17 protein-coding genes and 1 other annotated feature are annotated in these 18,011 nt (G+C 33.5%); of the genes, 12 read left to right on the plus strand and 5 right to left on the minus strand.

Annotated features, from left to right (window positions below; translation table 11 throughout):
- The first annotated feature begins 7 nt into the window (after positions 1-7).
- Positions 8-343, plus strand: coding sequence for a hypothetical protein (locus ABH959_RS11480; protein ID WP_002085171.1), 336 nt, complete (start codon positions 8-10; stop codon positions 341-343).
- A gap of 220 nt (positions 344-563) precedes the next feature.
- On the opposite strand, the gene mleBCA is transcribed toward ABH959_RS11480, so the two are convergent.
- Positions 564-1,421, minus strand: a complete 858-nt coding sequence (gene mleBCA / locus ABH959_RS11485; protein WP_113936336.1) for a BCA family alpha/beta fold macrolide esterase — start codon at positions 1,419-1,421, stop codon at positions 564-566.
- Between the two features lie 241 nt (positions 1,422-1,662).
- Here mleBCA and ABH959_RS11490 point away from each other — a divergent pair, with 241 nt between their 5' ends.
- Positions 1,663-2,589 (plus strand): NADP-dependent oxidoreductase, encoded by a 927-nt coding sequence (locus tag ABH959_RS11490; RefSeq protein WP_113936337.1) that lies wholly within the window; start codon positions 1,663-1,665, stop codon positions 2,587-2,589.
- 61 nt (positions 2,590-2,650) lie between these two features.
- Here the strand turns inward: ABH959_RS11490 and ABH959_RS11495 are convergent, their stop codons facing one another.
- Positions 2,651-3,355, minus strand: a complete 705-nt coding sequence (locus tag ABH959_RS11495; protein ID WP_113936338.1) for a class I SAM-dependent methyltransferase — start codon at positions 3,353-3,355, stop codon at positions 2,651-2,653.
- The gene (locus tag ABH959_RS11500) at positions 3,352-4,254 is read right to left on the minus strand and encodes an SMP-30/gluconolactonase/LRE family protein (RefSeq protein ID WP_113936339.1); all 903 of its coding nucleotides are present in this window, start codon (positions 4,252-4,254) and stop codon (positions 3,352-3,354) included. Before ABH959_RS11500 ends, ABH959_RS11495 begins: the two co-directional genes overlap by 4 nt.
- A gap of 140 nt (positions 4,255-4,394) precedes the next feature.
- On the opposite strand from ABH959_RS11500, the gene ABH959_RS11505 reads away from it, so the two are divergent.
- On the plus strand, positions 4,395-4,565 hold the full coding sequence (locus ABH959_RS11505) for a DUF2197 domain-containing protein (protein ID WP_113936340.1): 171 nt from the start codon (positions 4,395-4,397) through the stop codon (positions 4,563-4,565).
- A gap of 71 nt (positions 4,566-4,636) precedes the next feature.
- Positions 4,637-4,893 (plus strand) — a binding site (T-box leader).
- 77 nt (positions 4,894-4,970) lie between these two features.
- Complete coding sequence (lysS, locus tag ABH959_RS11510; RefSeq protein WP_113936341.1) at positions 4,971-6,524, plus strand: lysine--tRNA ligase; 1,554 nt, start codon at positions 4,971-4,973, stop codon at positions 6,522-6,524.
- A 61-nt stretch (positions 6,525-6,585) separates the two neighbouring features.
- Here the strand turns inward: lysS and ABH959_RS11515 are convergent, their stop codons facing one another.
- Complete coding sequence (locus tag ABH959_RS11515) at positions 6,586-7,014, minus strand: cell wall hydrolase (RefSeq protein WP_113936342.1); 429 nt, start codon at positions 7,012-7,014, stop codon at positions 6,586-6,588.
- A 159-nt stretch (positions 7,015-7,173) separates the two neighbouring features.
- On the opposite strand from ABH959_RS11515, the gene ABH959_RS11520 reads away from it, so the two are divergent.
- From ABH959_RS11520 to ABH959_RS11535, 4 genes are all read left to right on the plus strand, one after another.
- On the plus strand, positions 7,174-8,088 hold the full coding sequence (locus ABH959_RS11520; RefSeq protein WP_404492610.1) for an acetamidase/formamidase family protein: 915 nt from the start codon (positions 7,174-7,176) through the stop codon (positions 8,086-8,088).
- 119 nt (positions 8,089-8,207) lie between these two features.
- Positions 8,208-8,915: a response regulator transcription factor gene (locus tag ABH959_RS11525; RefSeq protein ID WP_016091485.1), complete on the plus strand. Its 708-nt coding sequence runs from the start codon at positions 8,208-8,210 to the stop codon at positions 8,913-8,915.
- Entirely contained in the window at positions 8,912-9,895 is a 984-nt protein-coding gene (locus tag ABH959_RS11530; protein WP_113936344.1) for a sensor histidine kinase, read from the plus strand. Before ABH959_RS11525 ends, ABH959_RS11530 begins: the two co-directional genes overlap by 4 nt.
- A 200-nt stretch (positions 9,896-10,095) precedes the next feature.
- Positions 10,096-10,995, plus strand: coding sequence for a LysR substrate-binding domain-containing protein (locus tag ABH959_RS11535; protein ID WP_404492611.1), 900 nt, complete (start codon positions 10,096-10,098; stop codon positions 10,993-10,995).
- A gap of 116 nt (positions 10,996-11,111) precedes the next feature.
- On the opposite strand, the gene ABH959_RS11540 is transcribed toward ABH959_RS11535, so the two are convergent.
- Positions 11,112-12,101: an aldo/keto reductase family protein gene (locus ABH959_RS11540; RefSeq protein ID WP_113936346.1), complete on the minus strand. Its 990-nt coding sequence runs from the start codon at positions 12,099-12,101 to the stop codon at positions 11,112-11,114.
- A 511-nt stretch (positions 12,102-12,612) separates the two neighbouring features.
- Between ABH959_RS11540 and abc-f the strand changes: the two genes are divergently transcribed.
- The 4 genes from abc-f (at position 12,613) to ABH959_RS11560 (ending at position 18,000) form a co-directional block, all read left to right on the plus strand.
- Positions 12,613-14,241, plus strand: a complete 1,629-nt coding sequence (gene abc-f / locus ABH959_RS11545) for a ribosomal protection-like ABC-F family protein (protein ID WP_404492612.1) — start codon at positions 12,613-12,615, stop codon at positions 14,239-14,241.
- 20 nt (positions 14,242-14,261) lie between these two features.
- Positions 14,262-14,855 carry a GNAT family N-acetyltransferase gene (locus tag ABH959_RS11550; RefSeq protein WP_113936347.1) on the plus strand — a complete coding sequence of 198 codons (594 nt, stop codon included), beginning with the start codon at positions 14,262-14,264 and terminating at the stop codon, positions 14,853-14,855.
- 468 nt (positions 14,856-15,323) lie between these two features.
- On the plus strand, positions 15,324-16,094 hold the full coding sequence (locus ABH959_RS11555; RefSeq protein ID WP_113936348.1) for an ABC transporter ATP-binding protein: 771 nt from the start codon (positions 15,324-15,326) through the stop codon (positions 16,092-16,094).
- The gene (locus ABH959_RS11560; protein ID WP_404492613.1) at positions 16,069-18,000 is read left to right on the plus strand and encodes an FtsX-like permease family protein; all 1,932 of its coding nucleotides are present in this window, start codon (positions 16,069-16,071) and stop codon (positions 17,998-18,000) included. Before ABH959_RS11555 ends, ABH959_RS11560 begins: the two co-directional genes overlap by 26 nt.
- Positions 18,001-18,011: the final 11 nt, after the last annotated feature.

The raw sequence follows: 18,011 nt of genomic DNA on the forward strand, positions 1-18,011 counted from the left end.
TGGAAGTATGCGATCTAGGCGATATAAACGTGGTGATCGAGTGAAAATTAATATTAATAAATCAGTATCGCCTGAAATGATTGCTTGGCTTAATAAACAATCTAATCCAACTAATTTCTTTTTCTTTGCGGCCCAGCAATTATTTAAACAAGTAGGAGATATTGATGTATCAAAAACCTTGCCAAGTAGCCATGTTTTTTCTTTATATATAGAACCATCATCTCTATTAAAAGTTGAAATGAATCCATTTAAACACGTACCACTAGAAAATAGTAAATCCACCGAAAATGTAAAAAAAAAATCGTGGGAATCTGTTGATCAGTTAGATTGTCCATTTTTTTAAGCATAGAAAAATATAGGTAGAGCCCATCACTATACATACGAATGCAGTGATGGGTTTTTGATATTGTATCGTAATCTTTATAAAGTGAAACTATAATCAGTGGGGGTTTTGTTCATACCCCACTGATTATTAGCCTTCACCAATCGGGAGTTTTACTGCCCACAAATAGCGGGATAAATAGAAGGGGCAAAACAACTTGTGCCCCTTCTAATAGTTGTTCTTATCTTATATGGGATATATGTTCTGAAACTGCTTTAATAATTTTATCCCAGTCATCGGGATGATTCTCATGTCCTGTACCTTCAAGGGGTAATAGCTTTGAGCTCGGAATTTCATCAATAAGTGCGAGTCCATGTTCAAGTGGAAGAGCTGTATCGTGCGTACCATGAATTACTAAAGTAGGTACTAGTAACGACTTTAGTATACCTTCATAAGAATCATCACCTGTAAGGAGGGCGTGATTAAACATACTTAATAGATTGTTAGCACGTTCTATTTCTTGCTTTACTTGTTTTAAAGTTCTTGCTTCATCAAATATACGCTTTGATCCACAGAGTAGACGTGATCCTGTAATTAAATATTTCGCTATAACATCTTTATTTGTCCAATCTAAATTTGCACCATTAGCATGATGTGTCAAAATTCTTTCATCCATTGGAGGCAAATCACGAGTATTGTTATCAGATCCAATAACGCTTGTTGCTAGTAAAGTTAAGGTCAAAATTCTTTCAGGGTGTTTTACTGCAGCAATTTGAGCAATCATACCTCCTAATGACATGCCAAAAAGGTGTGCCTTGTCAATATGATACGCATCGAGTACTCCGATTGCATCTTCAGCCATGTCTGCTACAGTGTAATTGGAAGTCCCAGGCTCATATGTAATAGAGCGACCAACATCACGGTTATCATAGCGAATGACAAATCTTCCTGTGCTAGCTAACCTTTCACAAAATTCTTCATCCCAATAAACCATTGAACACGTAGCTCCCATAATTAATAATATTGCTGGGTTATTAGGATTGCCAAAGCTTTCTGTACATATATCGATACCGTTTACTTTGAAAACTTGTTCACTCATAGCACACTCTCCGTTTCATTTAAAGGCCATTAATAAATAAAGAGAAATATAACTTTGGGTGTTTCTTAGGCGTAAATTAGATTGTATTTAAGTGAAATAAATGTTTTTTGCACTCATGATGCTTAATTAGTAGAGTAGAGTAGCATAAATATCACCTCCTAACATATTTATTGTCATCCAAGGCGGAAAATTTTGAAAAATAATTGTTTGTTATTACAATAAACAACAAGGGGGAGAGGAAATGAAAGCAATTGCTATTGATCAATATGGTAGTGTTGAAGAATTACAAGAAAGACAAGTTCCTAAACCAGTTGTTAAATGTAATGAAGTATTAATACGTATACAAGCAACATCTGTCAATCCTGTTGATTGGAAAATAAGAAAGGGAGAATTACAAGAGAAGCTGCAATTTTCATTTCCAATAATATTAGGTTTAGATGTTGCTGGAGTAATTGAAGAAGTTGGAGAAGATGTGGACCATTTCAAAATAGGAGATAAAGTGTTTACGAAACCAGAAAATATAGGGAAAGGCTCCTATGCTGAATACATTACAGTGAAATCAGATTTAGTAGCACATATGCCAAATAATATTAGTTTTGAAGAAGCTGCGTCTATACCTCTTGCAGGACTAACAGCTTGGCAAAGTCTTGTTGATTACGCACAAATAAAAGAAAATGATCGAGTATTAATTCATGCTGGAGCGGGCGGAGTAGGTAGTTTTGCAATTCAAATTGCAAAATCATTTGGCGCCTTTGTCGCTACAACTGCAAGTAGTAAAAATGAAGAGTTTTTAAAGTCTTTAGGTGCTGACCTCATTATTGATTATAAAAAAGATAAATTTGAAGAGCTACTATCAGATTATGATATTGTGTTAGATACAATCGGCGGAGAAGTACAAGAAAAAAGTTTTCAAATTATTAAATCTGGTGGTGTTCTAGTTTCTATCGTTCATGAACCACGTCATGAAGTAAAGGGCATAAAATCAGGGTTTTTATGGTTGAAACCAAGCGGGAAGCAATTGGACGAATTATCTGTTTTGATTGAGCATGGAAAAATTAAACCTATCATCAGTAAGGTTGTTCCGTTTAATGAAAAAGGCGTTAGAGAAGCTCATATTTTGAGTGAAAGTCAGCATACTAGAGGGAAAATTGTAATTACGATGGAGTGATATTTACATAAATATAGGAGTGGTGACTATAAAAAATAAAAATTGTCACCACTCATATAAACTACAATTTTTGCACGACAAAAGTAATCGCATTCGTATTGAATTGAATGTGTTTACCGTTTCGTACAATATCATACGCTAAATTTTTTATTTCAACTTTTACTTCTTTCCATTCGTTATAAACGCCTTTTAGTGTACGTATCATTTCTTCCGTAGAAAGGTTAATTTCAATTAAAGCATCTAATCCTTCTCCTGTTTCTAAATCTATTTCTTGAATGTTAGAGTTAACGATTAAACAATTGATACCGCCACTCTTTGTCCCATTTTTCATAGTCTGAAGCACTTTTTTAAAATCGTCTATTGATCTAACATGTTCTAAACTTGATACTGCAACGATGTAGTCATAAGTATTAGGAGCAATATAGTAGTTTTCAATTGCTGCTTGTTCCGTTTTTATGTATTCAAATACACCATATTCTTTGCTATAAACTTGTAACTTCATTAAAGCCGAATCAAGTAGATCAACACAAGTAACAGTGCCGCCACTATTCATGATTTTTTGTGCAATTGGAATACTGTTTCTACCGACACCAGATCCAAGGTCAAGTATTTGTAGGTCTTTCTGTCCTTCAAAATAGTTCAGCATGCCCATAACTGTTTTAACAGGTTTATACAGCCAAGATCCTGCTTCGAATAATTTATATTGTTCATAGCAAAGATCGTGATACTTTTTCTCTTCTTGTCTTATGTAATCGATTCTGTTCATAGTATTTCAGCTCCAATAGTTTCATGGCGAAATGAATAGGTTCGACAACCTTTAACATTCATTTGAATTCGAAATATACCACCAGCATGTGGGTACTGTTTTAATTCCGCATCGGTCATTCTTGTTCTGGCTGTTGTGATATATAAATCGGTCAAATTAGGTCCTCCAAATGTACACGACGTTACATACAAAGCAGGAATCGGAATGCTTAAAATCTGTTCTCCAGTCAAGGGATTCCATCTAGTAATCTTCGAGCCTCCCCAATGCGCAATCCATAAACAACCTTCTACATCAATTGTCATACCATCGGGTAGACCTTCATTTTCAGGGAAGATGATAACATCTGTTGGATTGCTAATTACACCAGTATGTATATCATAATGAAAACGGACTACTTTTTTTGTAGGTGTATCAATAAAATAAAGGTATGTATCGTCAGGAGACCATGCTATGCCGTTTGATGTATTTACATGTGCAACTTTTTTATCTACGTTGAAATTATTGTTTAAACAATACAAGGAACCAGCAGCATTAATACCGTATAAGTCTGTAGTGCCTGCCCAAAAGCGGCCAGCCGGATCGCATTTCCCGTCATTAAAACGATTTTCTATTAAATGTGGTTCAGGATCATAAATATGTGTAAGCTCTTCTGTATTTAGATTAAAAGAATAAAACCCTCTTTCTAGAGCTAAAAGTACTACATCATCTAGATATGGAACGACACAGCCGATTTGCTGATTGAGGGCAATCACTCGGTTTGAATTATTAGTGGGGGTATAAATGCATAGTTTTTTCTCCATAATATCAACCCAGTATAAAAGCTGCTTTTTTTCATTCCAACATGGTCCTTCAGCTAAACTTGCTTTAGCATCTAAAACTAATTCTATATTATTGAACAAGATGTTCACCTCGCTTTATAAGATATTTATATAATTCGATAAGAATAGAGGTAAACCTTTTGTGAGAGATTATTAAGATTTATAATGTCGAAAACAGACCTTTTCAAGTTATTAAAAAATGTATAAACACTGTGAGGAAAATGCATATGATGTTTTATGAGATTGTTTGCTTTTCGTGTAAAAATGTATTCCGAGTATACGAAGGAAGTGAAAAATATAAGCGATTTAAGGAGAAACCGAAAGGGACATCTTGTTGTGATGAGTGTAGCCACAGAATTCAATTAGAAGCGATAAAAAATTTTTTTAGGTAGTTTTATATTTTTGTTCAGAAAAAATTGACAATAAACACATAATAAATTATCATATGTAAAAATCAATATTTAAAATGGCATTGAAGAGAAGAGTAGTTAAGAAAGAATACGTACAGAGAGCTCTGGTAGCTGAGAAAGAGCGGTATACATCTTAATGAAAAAAGACTTGGAGCTGCGCAAGGAACTAATTTATTTAGGGATGGTGCGACGGGTTCTCCCGTTATAGAGATAGGGTATAAGCATATTTTGCCGTACCTGAAAAGGTTAATATGGTGACGTATTAACAAACTGAGGTGGTACCGCGAAGCTAATAACTCTCGTCCTCAAGATGAATAATCTTGGGGGTGGGAGTTTTTTTGTTGTATAAAACTGAAAATGTGAAAATACAATTGAGGTGAGTGGCATATGCATTGGGCGTATGAAGTAGCACATGAATTAATTAGAAAACATCCAAACAAAGAAACTTTTGTTTGTGCAGCTGGAATTAGTCCATCTGGTTCTGTTCATATTGGAAACTTCCGTGAAATAGTAACGACTTATTTCGTTGTAAGGGCTCTGCAAGATTTAGGGGAAAAGACTCGGTTTATCTTTTCATGGGATGATTATGACAGGTTTAGAAAAGTTCCTAAAAATATTGATCCTTCTTTTGCAAAATATATTGGTATGCCATACTGTGATATTCCTGATCTGTATGGGTGTCATAACTCGTACGCAGAGCATTTTGAAAAAGAGTTTGAGAAATCGCTACAAGCATTTGGGATTGAAGTGGAATTCATATATCAATATGCTGAATATAGAAGCGGAAGGTATAACGAAAACATATTAGAGTCTTTGTATAAAAGAAAAGAAATATATGATATTTTAATGGGTTTTAAAACAGGAATACACCGAGAAGAAGATAGAGAAAACTTTTATCCCGTTACGTTATATTGTGAGAGGTGCGGGAAAGATGCAACAACTATTACACATTTTGATGAAGTATTAAAAACAGTTCGGTATGACTGTGAATGTGGAAATCAAAATAAATTATCCGTATTAAATACAAGTCAAATGAAACTGAATTGGAAAATCGATTGGCCGATGAGATGGATGATAGAGGATGTTATTTTCGAACCGGGCGGAAGAGATCATTCATCGGAAACCGGTAGTTATAATGTATCAAAAGAAATTGCAAGGAAAATATTCAATTGTGAAGCCCCTCAATACGTTGCTTATGATTTCATTGGAATTAAAGGGCATCATGAAAAAATGTCCAGTTCTTCAGGGAATAGCATTACACCTAGCGACTTATTAAAAGTGTATGTACCAGAAGTGATTCTTTTTATGTTTGCAAAATATAGGCCCGGCGCAGCTTTTCATATTGGACTTGATGAAGATGTGATTCGCAATTATACAGAGTATGAGAGATTGAAGGATAGTTATGAAAATAAAACACTCAAAAATGAAGATTTATTTGATGCAATTAAACTTTCTAGGCTTGATAGCCGATTTAAAGAGTATCCAAAGTTTAATCAAGTAGCAGGAACTTTACCTTTATTAAATTTTGATTCATCAGTTTTACAAGATATATTAGGAAAAATAGATAGGAGTTTTGCATTACCTGAAATGATAGCGATAAGTAATCGTGTAGAGTATTGGATAAGAAACTTTCAATCTGAAAAAGTAATAACGGTAAATCAAGAGAAAAATACGGCGTTTTATAACACATTAGAAGATAGGCAGAAAAAATGGGTAGTAGAAGTTTGTGAAGTACTTCGTTCTAATAACGATCATTCTAACTTAATGGAACTATTGTATCCGATTTGTCTTCATGAAAATAAAAAAATAATGAGAGAGAATCAAAAACAATTGTTTGCCATTATATATAGGCTCATTATGAATCAATCAAACGGCCCGCGTATACCACTACTTATACATGTTGTAGGAGTTGAAAAATTTGTCTCGTTATTAGATTTCTAAAATATAATAAAAAACAACGCAAGTACTTAAAAGAATAAGTACTTGCGTTGTTTACTTTTTACTAGCGCGTATACATTTTTGGACATTCATCACCACTTGGTTCATAAAAACAATGACTTTTAAATTGTCCTGCAAACGGCTGGTTATACCATTCGGGTGGACAAGCTCCAACTGGACGAAAATACCAAAGAGCCCATCGTGCTGGCCAGCGCCATTCACCTTGTAAAACTTTTCTTGCGATTTCTTTTTCTGATTCACGGGCACGTTGATAAAAGTAACCGTATTGAACTGCTTCGAATCCGCCAGGGCTTTGATATACTGCATCACGCACAGATCGAAGTTGTTTGAAATCTAAGCAATCACAAAATACACGGTTTACTACAACACATCCAACAAGTTGTTCACCTTGTCGTCCTTCGCCCTCAGCTTCAGCACGGATTAAACGTGCTAGTAAATCAACGTCACTTTCGTTGTATGGAATAAGGGGCATTGTAATACCACCTTTCTTTACCTGTTATAGTAAAGAGTGTATGTTTCAAAATGAGCTAAGTGCATTTTTCTTGAAAATAACTACTAATTTTAAAAAGGAGCTTATGCAGATAAAAGCTAATTATTATATAGAAGATAAAAACGAAAAAGGAGAGGTACTATGCATCGTATTCATAAAGAACATATCATTTACGCAATGTCACCAGAAAATAATCCATGTATTGAAGTAGAAATTGGGAGCCGTCTTGTATTTGAAACATATGATTGCTTTGAAAATCAAATTGATTCTGAAGATGTTGTGTTTCAAGAGTTAGATTGGAATCGAATTAATCCAGCGACTGGACCTGTATATATTAAAGGCGCAGAACCTGGTGATATATTAGTCGTAATGATTGAAAAAATTAAAATTGCAGAGCAGGGTGTTTTAACTACAGGTGCGAACCTAGGTGTAATGGGTGATAAGTTAAATGAAAATACAGTAAAAATTGTCCCAATACATAATGGATATGTTTCATTTTCAAATGAACTGCAAATTCCAATTAATCCAATGATTGGTGTGATTGGTACTGCACCGAAAGAAGAGAGTATTTCATGTGGTACACCGCATGATCATGGCGGGAATATGGATTGTAAAGAGATTAAAGAAGGAACAGCATTATTATTACCTGTAAATGTTCCTGGTGCTCTTTTAGCATTAGGTGATTTACACGCTGCGATGGGTGATGGTGAAATTGTTGTTAGTGGAGTAGAGGTTGCTGGTGAAGTAACTGTAACTGTTCAAATTATAAAAGAAAAGACATGGCCAATACCAATGGCTATCCAAAAAGAAAAAATAATGACAATCGCTTCTGAGAAATTGTTAGATGATGCAGCTAGTCGTGCTGTACGTAATATGGTGACATTTTTACATGAAGAATTAGAAATGTCTAAAGCTGATGCAACTCTTTTATTATCAGCAGCAGGTAATTTGAAAATTTGCCAAGTTGTGGATCCACTAAAAACGGCGCGGATGGAACTAGGAAGGGAATATGTGAAGAAGTTAGGATTTTCTCTAAATGAATTTCATATTAAATAAGAAAAATAGAAAAGGATACTTTTGTATAAAAGTATCCTTTTCTATTTTACGGATTTTGTGAAAAGAGGTAGTATTTATATAAGTATATTTGAGATTGTGGATCAAAAAGGAGTTCAGAGATGGTTAAAATTATGATTGTTGAAGATGATATGAAAATTGCGGAGCTATTATCAACATATGTTGCGAAATACGGTTACCAAGGAATTATTGTAACGGATTTTCAAAATGTGTTAGACATATTTTTAGAAGAACAACCGGAGTTAGTTTTATTAGATATTAATTTACCAAGTTTTGATGGTTACTATTGGTGTCGTCAAATTCGCGGGGTTTCTACATGTCCGATTTTATTTATTTCGGCCCGTGAAGGTACGATGGATCAAGTTATGGCGTTAGAAAATGGTGGCGATGATTTTATTCCGAAGCCGTTTCATTATGAAGTTGTAATGGCGAAAATCCGTAGTCATTTAAGACGTGCTTACGGAGATTACGCACCGAAACTAGAAGAACGAATGGTTGAGCAACAAGGGCTTTGTTTATATCCCGAAAGACTTGTATTAAAACTTAGGAACCAAGAGATTGATATAACGAGAAACGAAGCCATTTTATTAGAGATGTTAATGAAAAATTATCCGCGTGTTGTAAGTAGAGAAGTATTATTAAATAAATTATGGGATAGTGAATCCTATGTTGATGATAATACATTAAGTGTAAATACAACACGTGTGCGTAAAAAGTTGAAAACGTTACAAATTGAAGGAGCAATTGAAACAATTCGTAGTGTTGGATATAGATTACATATTACTTGGGATAATGGTATGGAAAAATGATAAGGTTGTTTATACGTGATCATATACCACTTATTTGTTTTACTGCGATCCAACTACTAGCCATATTCTTAGTTTATTGGTTTGATGGGCATAATCATATTTCAACGGCATTATATGCAATGTTTTTAGGTGCTTTTTTTATGGTAAGTTATTTAGTATTTCGTTATTTTACACATCGTTCTTTTTATGAACGTTTAGCAAATCCGTTGCAATCTTTGGATGAATCTGTTCAAAAATCTGATTTTGCAGTTTTATCTACTGCTCTCCAAGATTTGCTCGAAGTACAATATCGACATTATCAAAATCAGCTCCAGTTACAAGAGAGGAAAAATAATGATCATTTAACCTTTATGAATCAGTGGATTCATCAAATGAAAACACCTTTATCTGTAATAGAATTAATTACACAAGATGAAGTGGATTCGCGTTTTGAAAGTATTAATGAGGAAACGGATAGGTTGAAAAAGGGGTTAGAGATGGCACTGTATGTCGCACGTTTAGAGGCATTTACACAAGATTTTTATGTGGAAAGAGTACAACTACATAAAATAGTGAATGATTCTGTACATGAACATAAACGCTTTTTTATCCGGAATTTCGTATATCCAGAGCTTGAAATTGATAAGGGTATTACTGTAGAAAGTGATGCGAAATGGTTACAATTTTTAATTGGACAAATTATATCGAATGCAATTAAATACTCATCAGGTAGTAGAGAAAAGATTAAAGTGAAAGCTTGTAAGGAAGGTAATAATATTGTACTTGAAATTGCCGATAGTGGCGTAGGGATACCGAAGCAAGATTTACCAAGAGTGTTTAAACCTTTCTTTACAGGAGAAAACGGTAGAGATTTTAAAGAATCAACGGGAATGGGACTATATCTTGTATATGAGATTACAAAACAATTAGGACATAATGTAGAGATCCATTCAGAAGTTGGTAAAGGTACCGTTGTACGAATTAAATTTTGTAATGTGTAAAAAGTAATCAAGGCTAAAGAACTTTTGAGATAAGTTTTTTAGCCTTGTTTTGTATCCTTGATACAATTTGAGAATGACAGATTATTTACCTAAGAGAATTTAAAAGAACCTGATGAAGTTAAAAGAAATAGTAGGCCTATAAACGTTTTTTAGTAATACAAGAGAAATCTTTGATAGTTGTAAATGATAGGAGGATTGAAATGGATATTCGAAAAATGAGATATTTCATAACGGTGGCAGAAGAATTAAACTTTAGTCGTGCAGCAGAGCGTCTTATGATGGCACAACCTCCTTTAAGTCAAGAAATTCGTAAATTAGAAGAAGAGTTAGGAGTTCAACTTTTTCATCGAACGAAAAGAATGGTTGAACTTACGGATGCCGGAAAAATATTTTTAGAAGGTGCGCGGCAAACATTGCTTCAAGTAGATAGAACCATTAAAGAAACACAGCTTGCGGATGAAGGGAAGATAGGACATTTAATAATTGGTTTTGTCGATTCTACAGAAACCGTTATAGACATATTAAAAAAATTTCGAGAACGTTTTCCTAAAATACAGCTCATATTACGCGAGATGACAACAGACCAGCAAATAAAAGCGTTATATGAAAAACAAATTCATATTGGATTTATTCGTTCCAAGCAGAATAATGAAATATTAGTTTCCGAAGTTTGTTCTGAGGAATGTTTAAAATTAGTTTTGCATGAAGAGCATCCTTTAGTTTCATTACGTAACATTTCAATCAAATCATTAATTGATGAACCATTTATTTTATTTCCCCGTCATTTCGGTACAAACTTTTATGATTTAATTATTAGTTACTTTTGGGAGCATGGAGTCAGCTTAAATATTGTTCAAGAAGCGATTCAAATGCAAACGATTGTGAATTTAGTTGCTACAGGGATGGGGATTTCTGTCGTTCCATCATCGGTGGAAAGCTATAAAAAATCGGGTGTCATGTATAAAGACATTCAAGAAAATACACCGAAAATAAATTTATATGTTGGATGGAGACAAGATGAAAAATCTGTCGTATTAGAGAACTTCTTAACAGTTGTTAGAGAGGTTTATACGACTTCACAATTTGAATTTGAAAAGTAAAGGCCCATCTTGATGGGATGGGCAGGGGGAAAGTTGGATAGGAAAACTTCTATTTTTATTTTAAAGTCAGACTACAAAGATATTTTGTGGTTTTTAAAAAGGAATTCACTGATGTTTCAACCTGTTTTACTCGGATCGTACTCAATGAAACCTTTTAGTACACTATCAATTTGATCCATTATTTCAGGTTGTAATTTAATACTAGAAGCAATTACGTTTTCTCTTATTTGCTCCGGATTTGAAGCGCCAATAATTGCAGAGGAAACAGCTGGATTTTGTAGTACCCAAGCAACTGCGAGTTGTGGTAGGGTAAGATTAGTTTCTTGCGCGATGGGATTGAGTTTCTGAATTGCAGTGAGTACATCATCACTCATCCAACGTTGCACGAGTTTGTGGAAAAATGGTTTACCAGCATCTGAATTAGCACGTGATTGAGTCGGTATTGGTTTACCAGGTTGATATTTTCCAGAGAGAATACCTTGTGCGAGGGGAGACCATACAACTTGACCAAGTTCCTCACGTTGACATGTTGGTATTACATCAGTTTCAATAACTCGCCACAACATCGAATATTGAGGTTGGCTAGCGATAAGTGGAATGTTCAATTCTCGTGCAAGTGCTGCACCGCGGGTAATTTGTTCTGATGTCCATTCACTTACGCCTAAGTAAAGGACTTTACCTTGTCTTACAAGATCAGCAAAAGCTAACATCGTTTCCTCAAGAGGAGTTGTTGAGTCAAATCTATGTGCATAATAGACATCAATGTAGTCTGTCTGCAACCGCTGTAACGATGCATTGCAATTTTCTATAATATGTTTTCTCGATAATCCACGATCATTTTTTCCAGGTCCGGTCGGATGGCATACTTTTGTACATAGTTCTATGCTTTCTCGGCGTGTACCTTTCAAAGACCGGCCAAGTACTTCTTCGGCTATAGTGTCCGAATAGACATCAGCAGTATCGAACGTAGTAATTCCGACATCTAGTGCGGCTTTCACACAATCATTTGCAGTATCTTCGTTTACTTTTCCACCATGGTTAATCCAGTTCCCGTATGCAATCTTACTTACTGTTAATCCACTGTTTCCTAGTTTACTAAATTCCATTGTAGTATCCTCCTTTTAAAATGATATCTTTATTATAAGAACTGAAATGTAATATGTATAATATGTAATTAATGATACATTTATATAAAAATTATATAAGAGAGAGTGCGTAGAAGTTTACTACTAAGGAAATCTAAAGCCAGTAGTATTACAGATGTTGTTTGTGTTTGATCGATATGAAGTGAAGATAAATAGACCTAAAAGAAAGCAATCATTTTCACAGCACATATAATTACATTTACTCATACAGTACTATCATGGTACAATATGGTTACTAACGACGGAAAGGAATGATGGGTGGACGATGATTAACTAATCTTATTTTTAAATGTTGAAATTCAATAAATTTCAATTTATAAAAAATAGGATTAGTCTGCCCAATCTCCTTACAACGGTATTGCTATTTATTATGCGTAATAGCTTATTTGGGTATAAATATGTTAACGACTAATCCTGCCAAATTAATTTGGGAGGATTTTTTTGTTCTCCCTTAATGAAAGGGATCGGTAATATGAAAGAAATTTTAAAATTAAATGATGTGTATGTTGAAATAATGGAAAATACTTTATTAGAGAAAATGAATGTTACAGTAAGACAAGGGGATGTTATCGGATTAATCGGTAAAAATGGTGCCGGTAAATCAACGTTACTTCAATTAATAAATGGGAAGATTGAGCCATCAAAAGGGAATGTTGAATGGCAGGAAATGAATATGACAACGGCATATGTTGAACAAGAAATAGAATCTTTTATTAGTAATGATATGATTGCAAAAGAAGCAGAACTTCTTGCGAAATGGGGCGTGCCAACGAACGATTTTCTTACTTTAAGTGGTGGTGAAAAGCTGAAAGTTCGACTAGCAAAAGGATTTGCCGAAAATCCTAATTTATTAATATTAGACGAACCGACAAATCATTTAGATGAGATGAGTACGGAATTTCTCATTAAGCAAATAAAAAATATGAAGGGTACAGTTATCGTTGTATCGCATGATCGATACTTTTTAGATGTTGTCGCAACGAAAATATGGTCAATTGAGGAAAAGAAACTAATTGAGCATAGCGGTAATTATACGAGTTATATGAAAGCACGTGAGCATACAAGAATGACGCAGCAACGTGAATATGAAAAACAACAAAAAAAGATAGAACAAGTAGAAACACATATAAAAGAATTAAGTTCATGGTCACAAAAGGCACACGCACAGTCTACAAAACAAGAAGGAGTTAAAGAGTTTTATCGTGTAAAAGCGAAGCGAATGGATGCGCAAGTGAAGTCAAAACGAAAACGTCTCGAAAAAGAGCTGGAGAAAACGAAAGTAGAACGTGTGAAAGAAGAGTATTCAGTGGAGTTCGCTATTCAAGCGAATAAAAAAGTAGGAAAACGCTTTTTAGAAGTAAAGAAATTAAAAAAAGACTTTCATGGAAAGACATTATTTGAAAACGTTAATTTTACAATCCAGCACGGTGAGAAGGTTGCGATTGTTGGACCAAACGGTAGCGGGAAAACAACCTTATTGAAGATGATTATGGAAACAGAAACTGCTGAAGGAGAAGTATGGGTTTCACCATCTGCAAACATCGGTTATTTAACACAAGAAGTATTTGATTTACCACTAGATAAAACACCAGAAGATTTATTTTTTAAAGAGACATTTGAAGAAAGAGGAAAAGTCCAAAATTTAATGAAACATTTAGGATTCCAAGCTTCTCAATGGAAAGAGCCGATTGAGCATATGAGTATGGGGGAACGAGTAAAATGCAAGTTAATGGCTTATATTTTAGATGAAAAAGATGTACTTATTTTAGATGAACCGACGAATCACCTTGACCTCCCTTCACGTGAACAGCTTGAAAATACATTAGCTGAGTATAATGGAACACTCGTTATAGTTTCTCACGATCGATATTTTCTAGAGAAAACAACTAACACGAAACTCGTGTTTTCAAATAATACGATACAAAAGCAGCTAGAGGAACTTATTAAAACAAGAGATGATATTGAAGAGCTACGTTTAACGTTAGAAACAGAGCGACAAGAAGTATTAGGTAAATTAAGTTTCTTAACTTCTAACGATAAAGAATATAAAGAACTTGATGAACGATTTATAGAACTTACGAAGCAGATTAAGGCGCTTTAATATAATTAAGGGGGATTAACATGGGAGAAGAGAGTTCGACTAATTTATTTAGAATAGACTGTGGAGATATATACTTGCAAGAGTTTACTATCAAAGATGCGGAGAGTATTTATAAAATATCGAATCAACCGGAAATAGAACAGTTTTTACCAGACTGGAAATCAACGAAAGAACAAAGGGTTAATTGGGTTGCAAATTATGAAATACCAGAAAATAAAGCATTTCTTAATGCAGTGAGAACTACGACTAACATAGATGATCACATATTAAGACTAGGAATATTTAAGAAAACCACAAATGAATTTATTGGATGGTGCTGCACAGGTATTAAAGGTGAACTTCCTGCACCAAATAGAGAAATAATGTATGCTATTTCAAGCGAGTATCAAAGCAATGGTCACGCTACGAAAGCGACTAAAGGGTTAATTAATTATTTGTTTGAAAATACAAATGTAGATGTCCTCAACGCAATTGCTTTAATTAACAACGTACCATCAAATAAAGTTATTGAAAAATGTGGATTTACTTATTTGAGCCAACAGACGATAGAAAACCAACTATATAATCATTATTTATTAAGCAAATCAGAGTGGATAAAAAATATTGCTCTTTAAAAGGAGTTATAATGGAATGAAATGATTTTAAAAAAGCTTAGAGCTAAAACTCTGAGCTTTTTTATGTACTATTTACTTTTGGATTATACTTATGAATTATAAGTTATGATTTATCGTTTTGAAGTTCTATAGTTATTCTTTATAATATATTTTATGTTGCTAATAAAGAATACAAGGAATACAGCAACTTTTAATGATGATAATCGTTTCTTAAACCCACTTTTATTTATATATTTAATAGGCTTACAAGGTGTCCTGGCAACCAGAAATAAGTAGTATTGTATTTTATACTACTATATAGATATTATAAGATGAATAATCGTTAATTATAGTTTGAAAACAGGTTTGTTATCAGTTTTTTTAGAAATCTTACAAGCGTGTAAGATAAATGAAAGATGAATCAATATGTGCTATAAGACAATTCATTTACACTTTATAGTGAGCAGTGGAAATGAAGGGAGAATATAAATGGAAATTTTACATGCAAAAAGTATTAGTAAAGTATATAAAGGGAAAATGCCTTTTAAAGCATTGGTAGATATTGATTTATCAATTCAAGAAGGTGAATTTATAGGGATTATGGGGCCATCAGGGAGCGGGAAAACAACGTTATTAAATATGGTATCTACTATCGACTCTCCAACATCGGGAGAAATATTAATAAATGGTACAAATCCTTTCCAGTTGACATCAGATAATTTGGCTTTATTCCGTAGGAAACAATTAGGATTTGTTTTTCAATCATTTAATTTACTTAGCACACTTACAGTAAAGGAAAATATCGTATTGCCGATGACATTAGATGGTGTTTCTGTACAAGAAATGAACAAACGAGTTGAAGAAATTGCAGAGAAATTAAATATTACAGATATATTGAGTAAAAGAACTTTTGAAATTTCAGGGGGGCAAGCTCAAAGAACAGCAATTGCTCGTGCAATTGTTCATAAGCCACAATTATTACTTGCAGATGAACCAACAGGGAATTTAGACTCTAAATCTTCAAATGATGTAATGGAGATGCTAGATACTTTAAATAAAGAAGAAAAAGCTACGATGATGTTAGTTACACATGATCCGTATGCAGCGAGTTTTTGCAGCAGAGTTATCTTTATTAAAGATGGTCAATTATATAACGAAATTTATTGCGGTGACAGCAGGCAAGCCTTTTATCAAAAGATTATGGATGTCCTTTCTTTGTTAGGAGGGAAAAGGCATGACTTTTCGTCAGTTCGCATTTAATAATATTTTTCGTAATAAGCGTACATACGCTGCCCATTTTTTAAGTTGTGCATTTTCTATTATGATTTTCTTTACGTATGCCCTTTTATTATTTCATTCTGATTTACAAGGGGAATTAAAATCGACGAGTACAACAATAAGTGCATTTGGAACATTAGGATTTACAATTTCGCAAGGCTTGATTTTTGTATTTTCATTTTTCTTTATTTTATATTCAGTAAGTTCATTTTTAAAAACACGTAAGAAAGAATTTGGCATTTTAATGATGCAAGGAATGTCAATGAGGCAGCTTAAGAAATTATTATTAATTGAAAATATGTTAATTGGACTTGGGTCAATTTGTATAGGGATTTTCATCGGACTCATATTTTCTAAACTAGTGTTATTGATAAGCGCAAGTGTATTAATGATTAGTAATGGTTTACCTTTTTATATACCAGTGCAGGCGGTATTATTAACATTCATCACATTTCTTTTATTATTTTTAATTGTTTCGCTTGTTACTTTTAAAATGATAAAAGTAACGGAACTTGTGGAACTTATTCAAGCAGAGGAAAAGCCAAAGCCTGAACCGAAAGCTTCAATTCTATTATCACTACTTTCTTTAATTAGTGTAGGCTATGGATATATTTCAGTATTTCGCTTTATCCCAAGTACTAATTTTATTACGCTCGGAATGGGTGTACTTCTAGTTATTATAGGAACGTACTTTTTATATACACAGTGTAGCGTGTATATATTGTATCTTGCTAAAAGAAATGAATCATTCTTTTTAAAGCGAACAAATATATTAACATTTTCAGAATTAATTTACCGTATGAAAGATAACGCAACGATGTTTTTCATTGTATCTATTATTTCAGCAGTTGCATTTACAGCAATCGGTACAACAGCTGCTCTTGGTAATAGGAATTTAGTATGGATGACAAACCCATATACATTTCTGTATGAAAGCTCTGAAAACAACAAATTGGTAGATAAACATCTCTCTATTATAAAAAAACATCTTGAGGATGCAAATATTCCGTACCGAATGGCTTCATCTTCAAATAAATTTACAGAAAGTAACGTAAATGTATTGAAATTAAGTGAATATAACGAACTTACGAGAGCACTCGGGTACCAACAAGAAACGATTGAAAAAGAAGATGAAATTTTACTAATCCCTGGGAGGGTGTCACAAAAACAAGAATTTAAAAATGGTGACTATAAAAAAAATATTGAAGTCATTCAAGGAGATTGGACAAAGACATTTCGTGTGAAAAAAACTGTGGGAAATTTAGTTTTACCACATGATCCTAGTAGTATTTATATTGCTGTTCAAGATCATGTGTATGATGAAATTCCTCATACAAGTAATCCAAAAGATGAAAATATTCAACATCGTACTTACGGATTTGTTGTAGATGATTGGATAAAAACGAAAGAGATTTCAAATCAATTAAAGAATGTATTCGATAAAGATCTTAGGGACAGAGATTTCTACTTTGAAGCTTTAACATTAAACTTGTTGGAGGCAAAACAAAAGAATGGTTTATTACTTATGGCAAGTATTTTAGTCGGAATCGTTTTCTTTACATTTGCTGCTAGTTTTATTTATTTCCGATTATATACTGATTTGGATCGCGATCAACAGCAATATAAAATGATTTCGAAAATGGGATTAAGTAAACGAGAATTAAAAAAAATTGTAACGAGACAGTTAGTATTAATGTTCTTCTTACCGATTATCATTGCAGTGATTCATACTGTAGTTGCGTATACGGCACTGCAACAATTAGTCGATTTTTCTATTTTAAATAGCTCGATCGTTATTTTAATTTCATTTATATGTATACAAGTTTTATATTTCTTTATAACTCGTTGGCGTTACCTACAAAAGCTTTATAAAGTTATGGAGCAATAGAGTTTATTAGC

The organism is Bacillus sp. RC51 (assembly GCF_044908115.1).
Lineage (GTDB): Bacteria > Bacillota > Bacilli > Bacillales > Bacillaceae_G > Bacillus_A > Bacillus_A mycoides.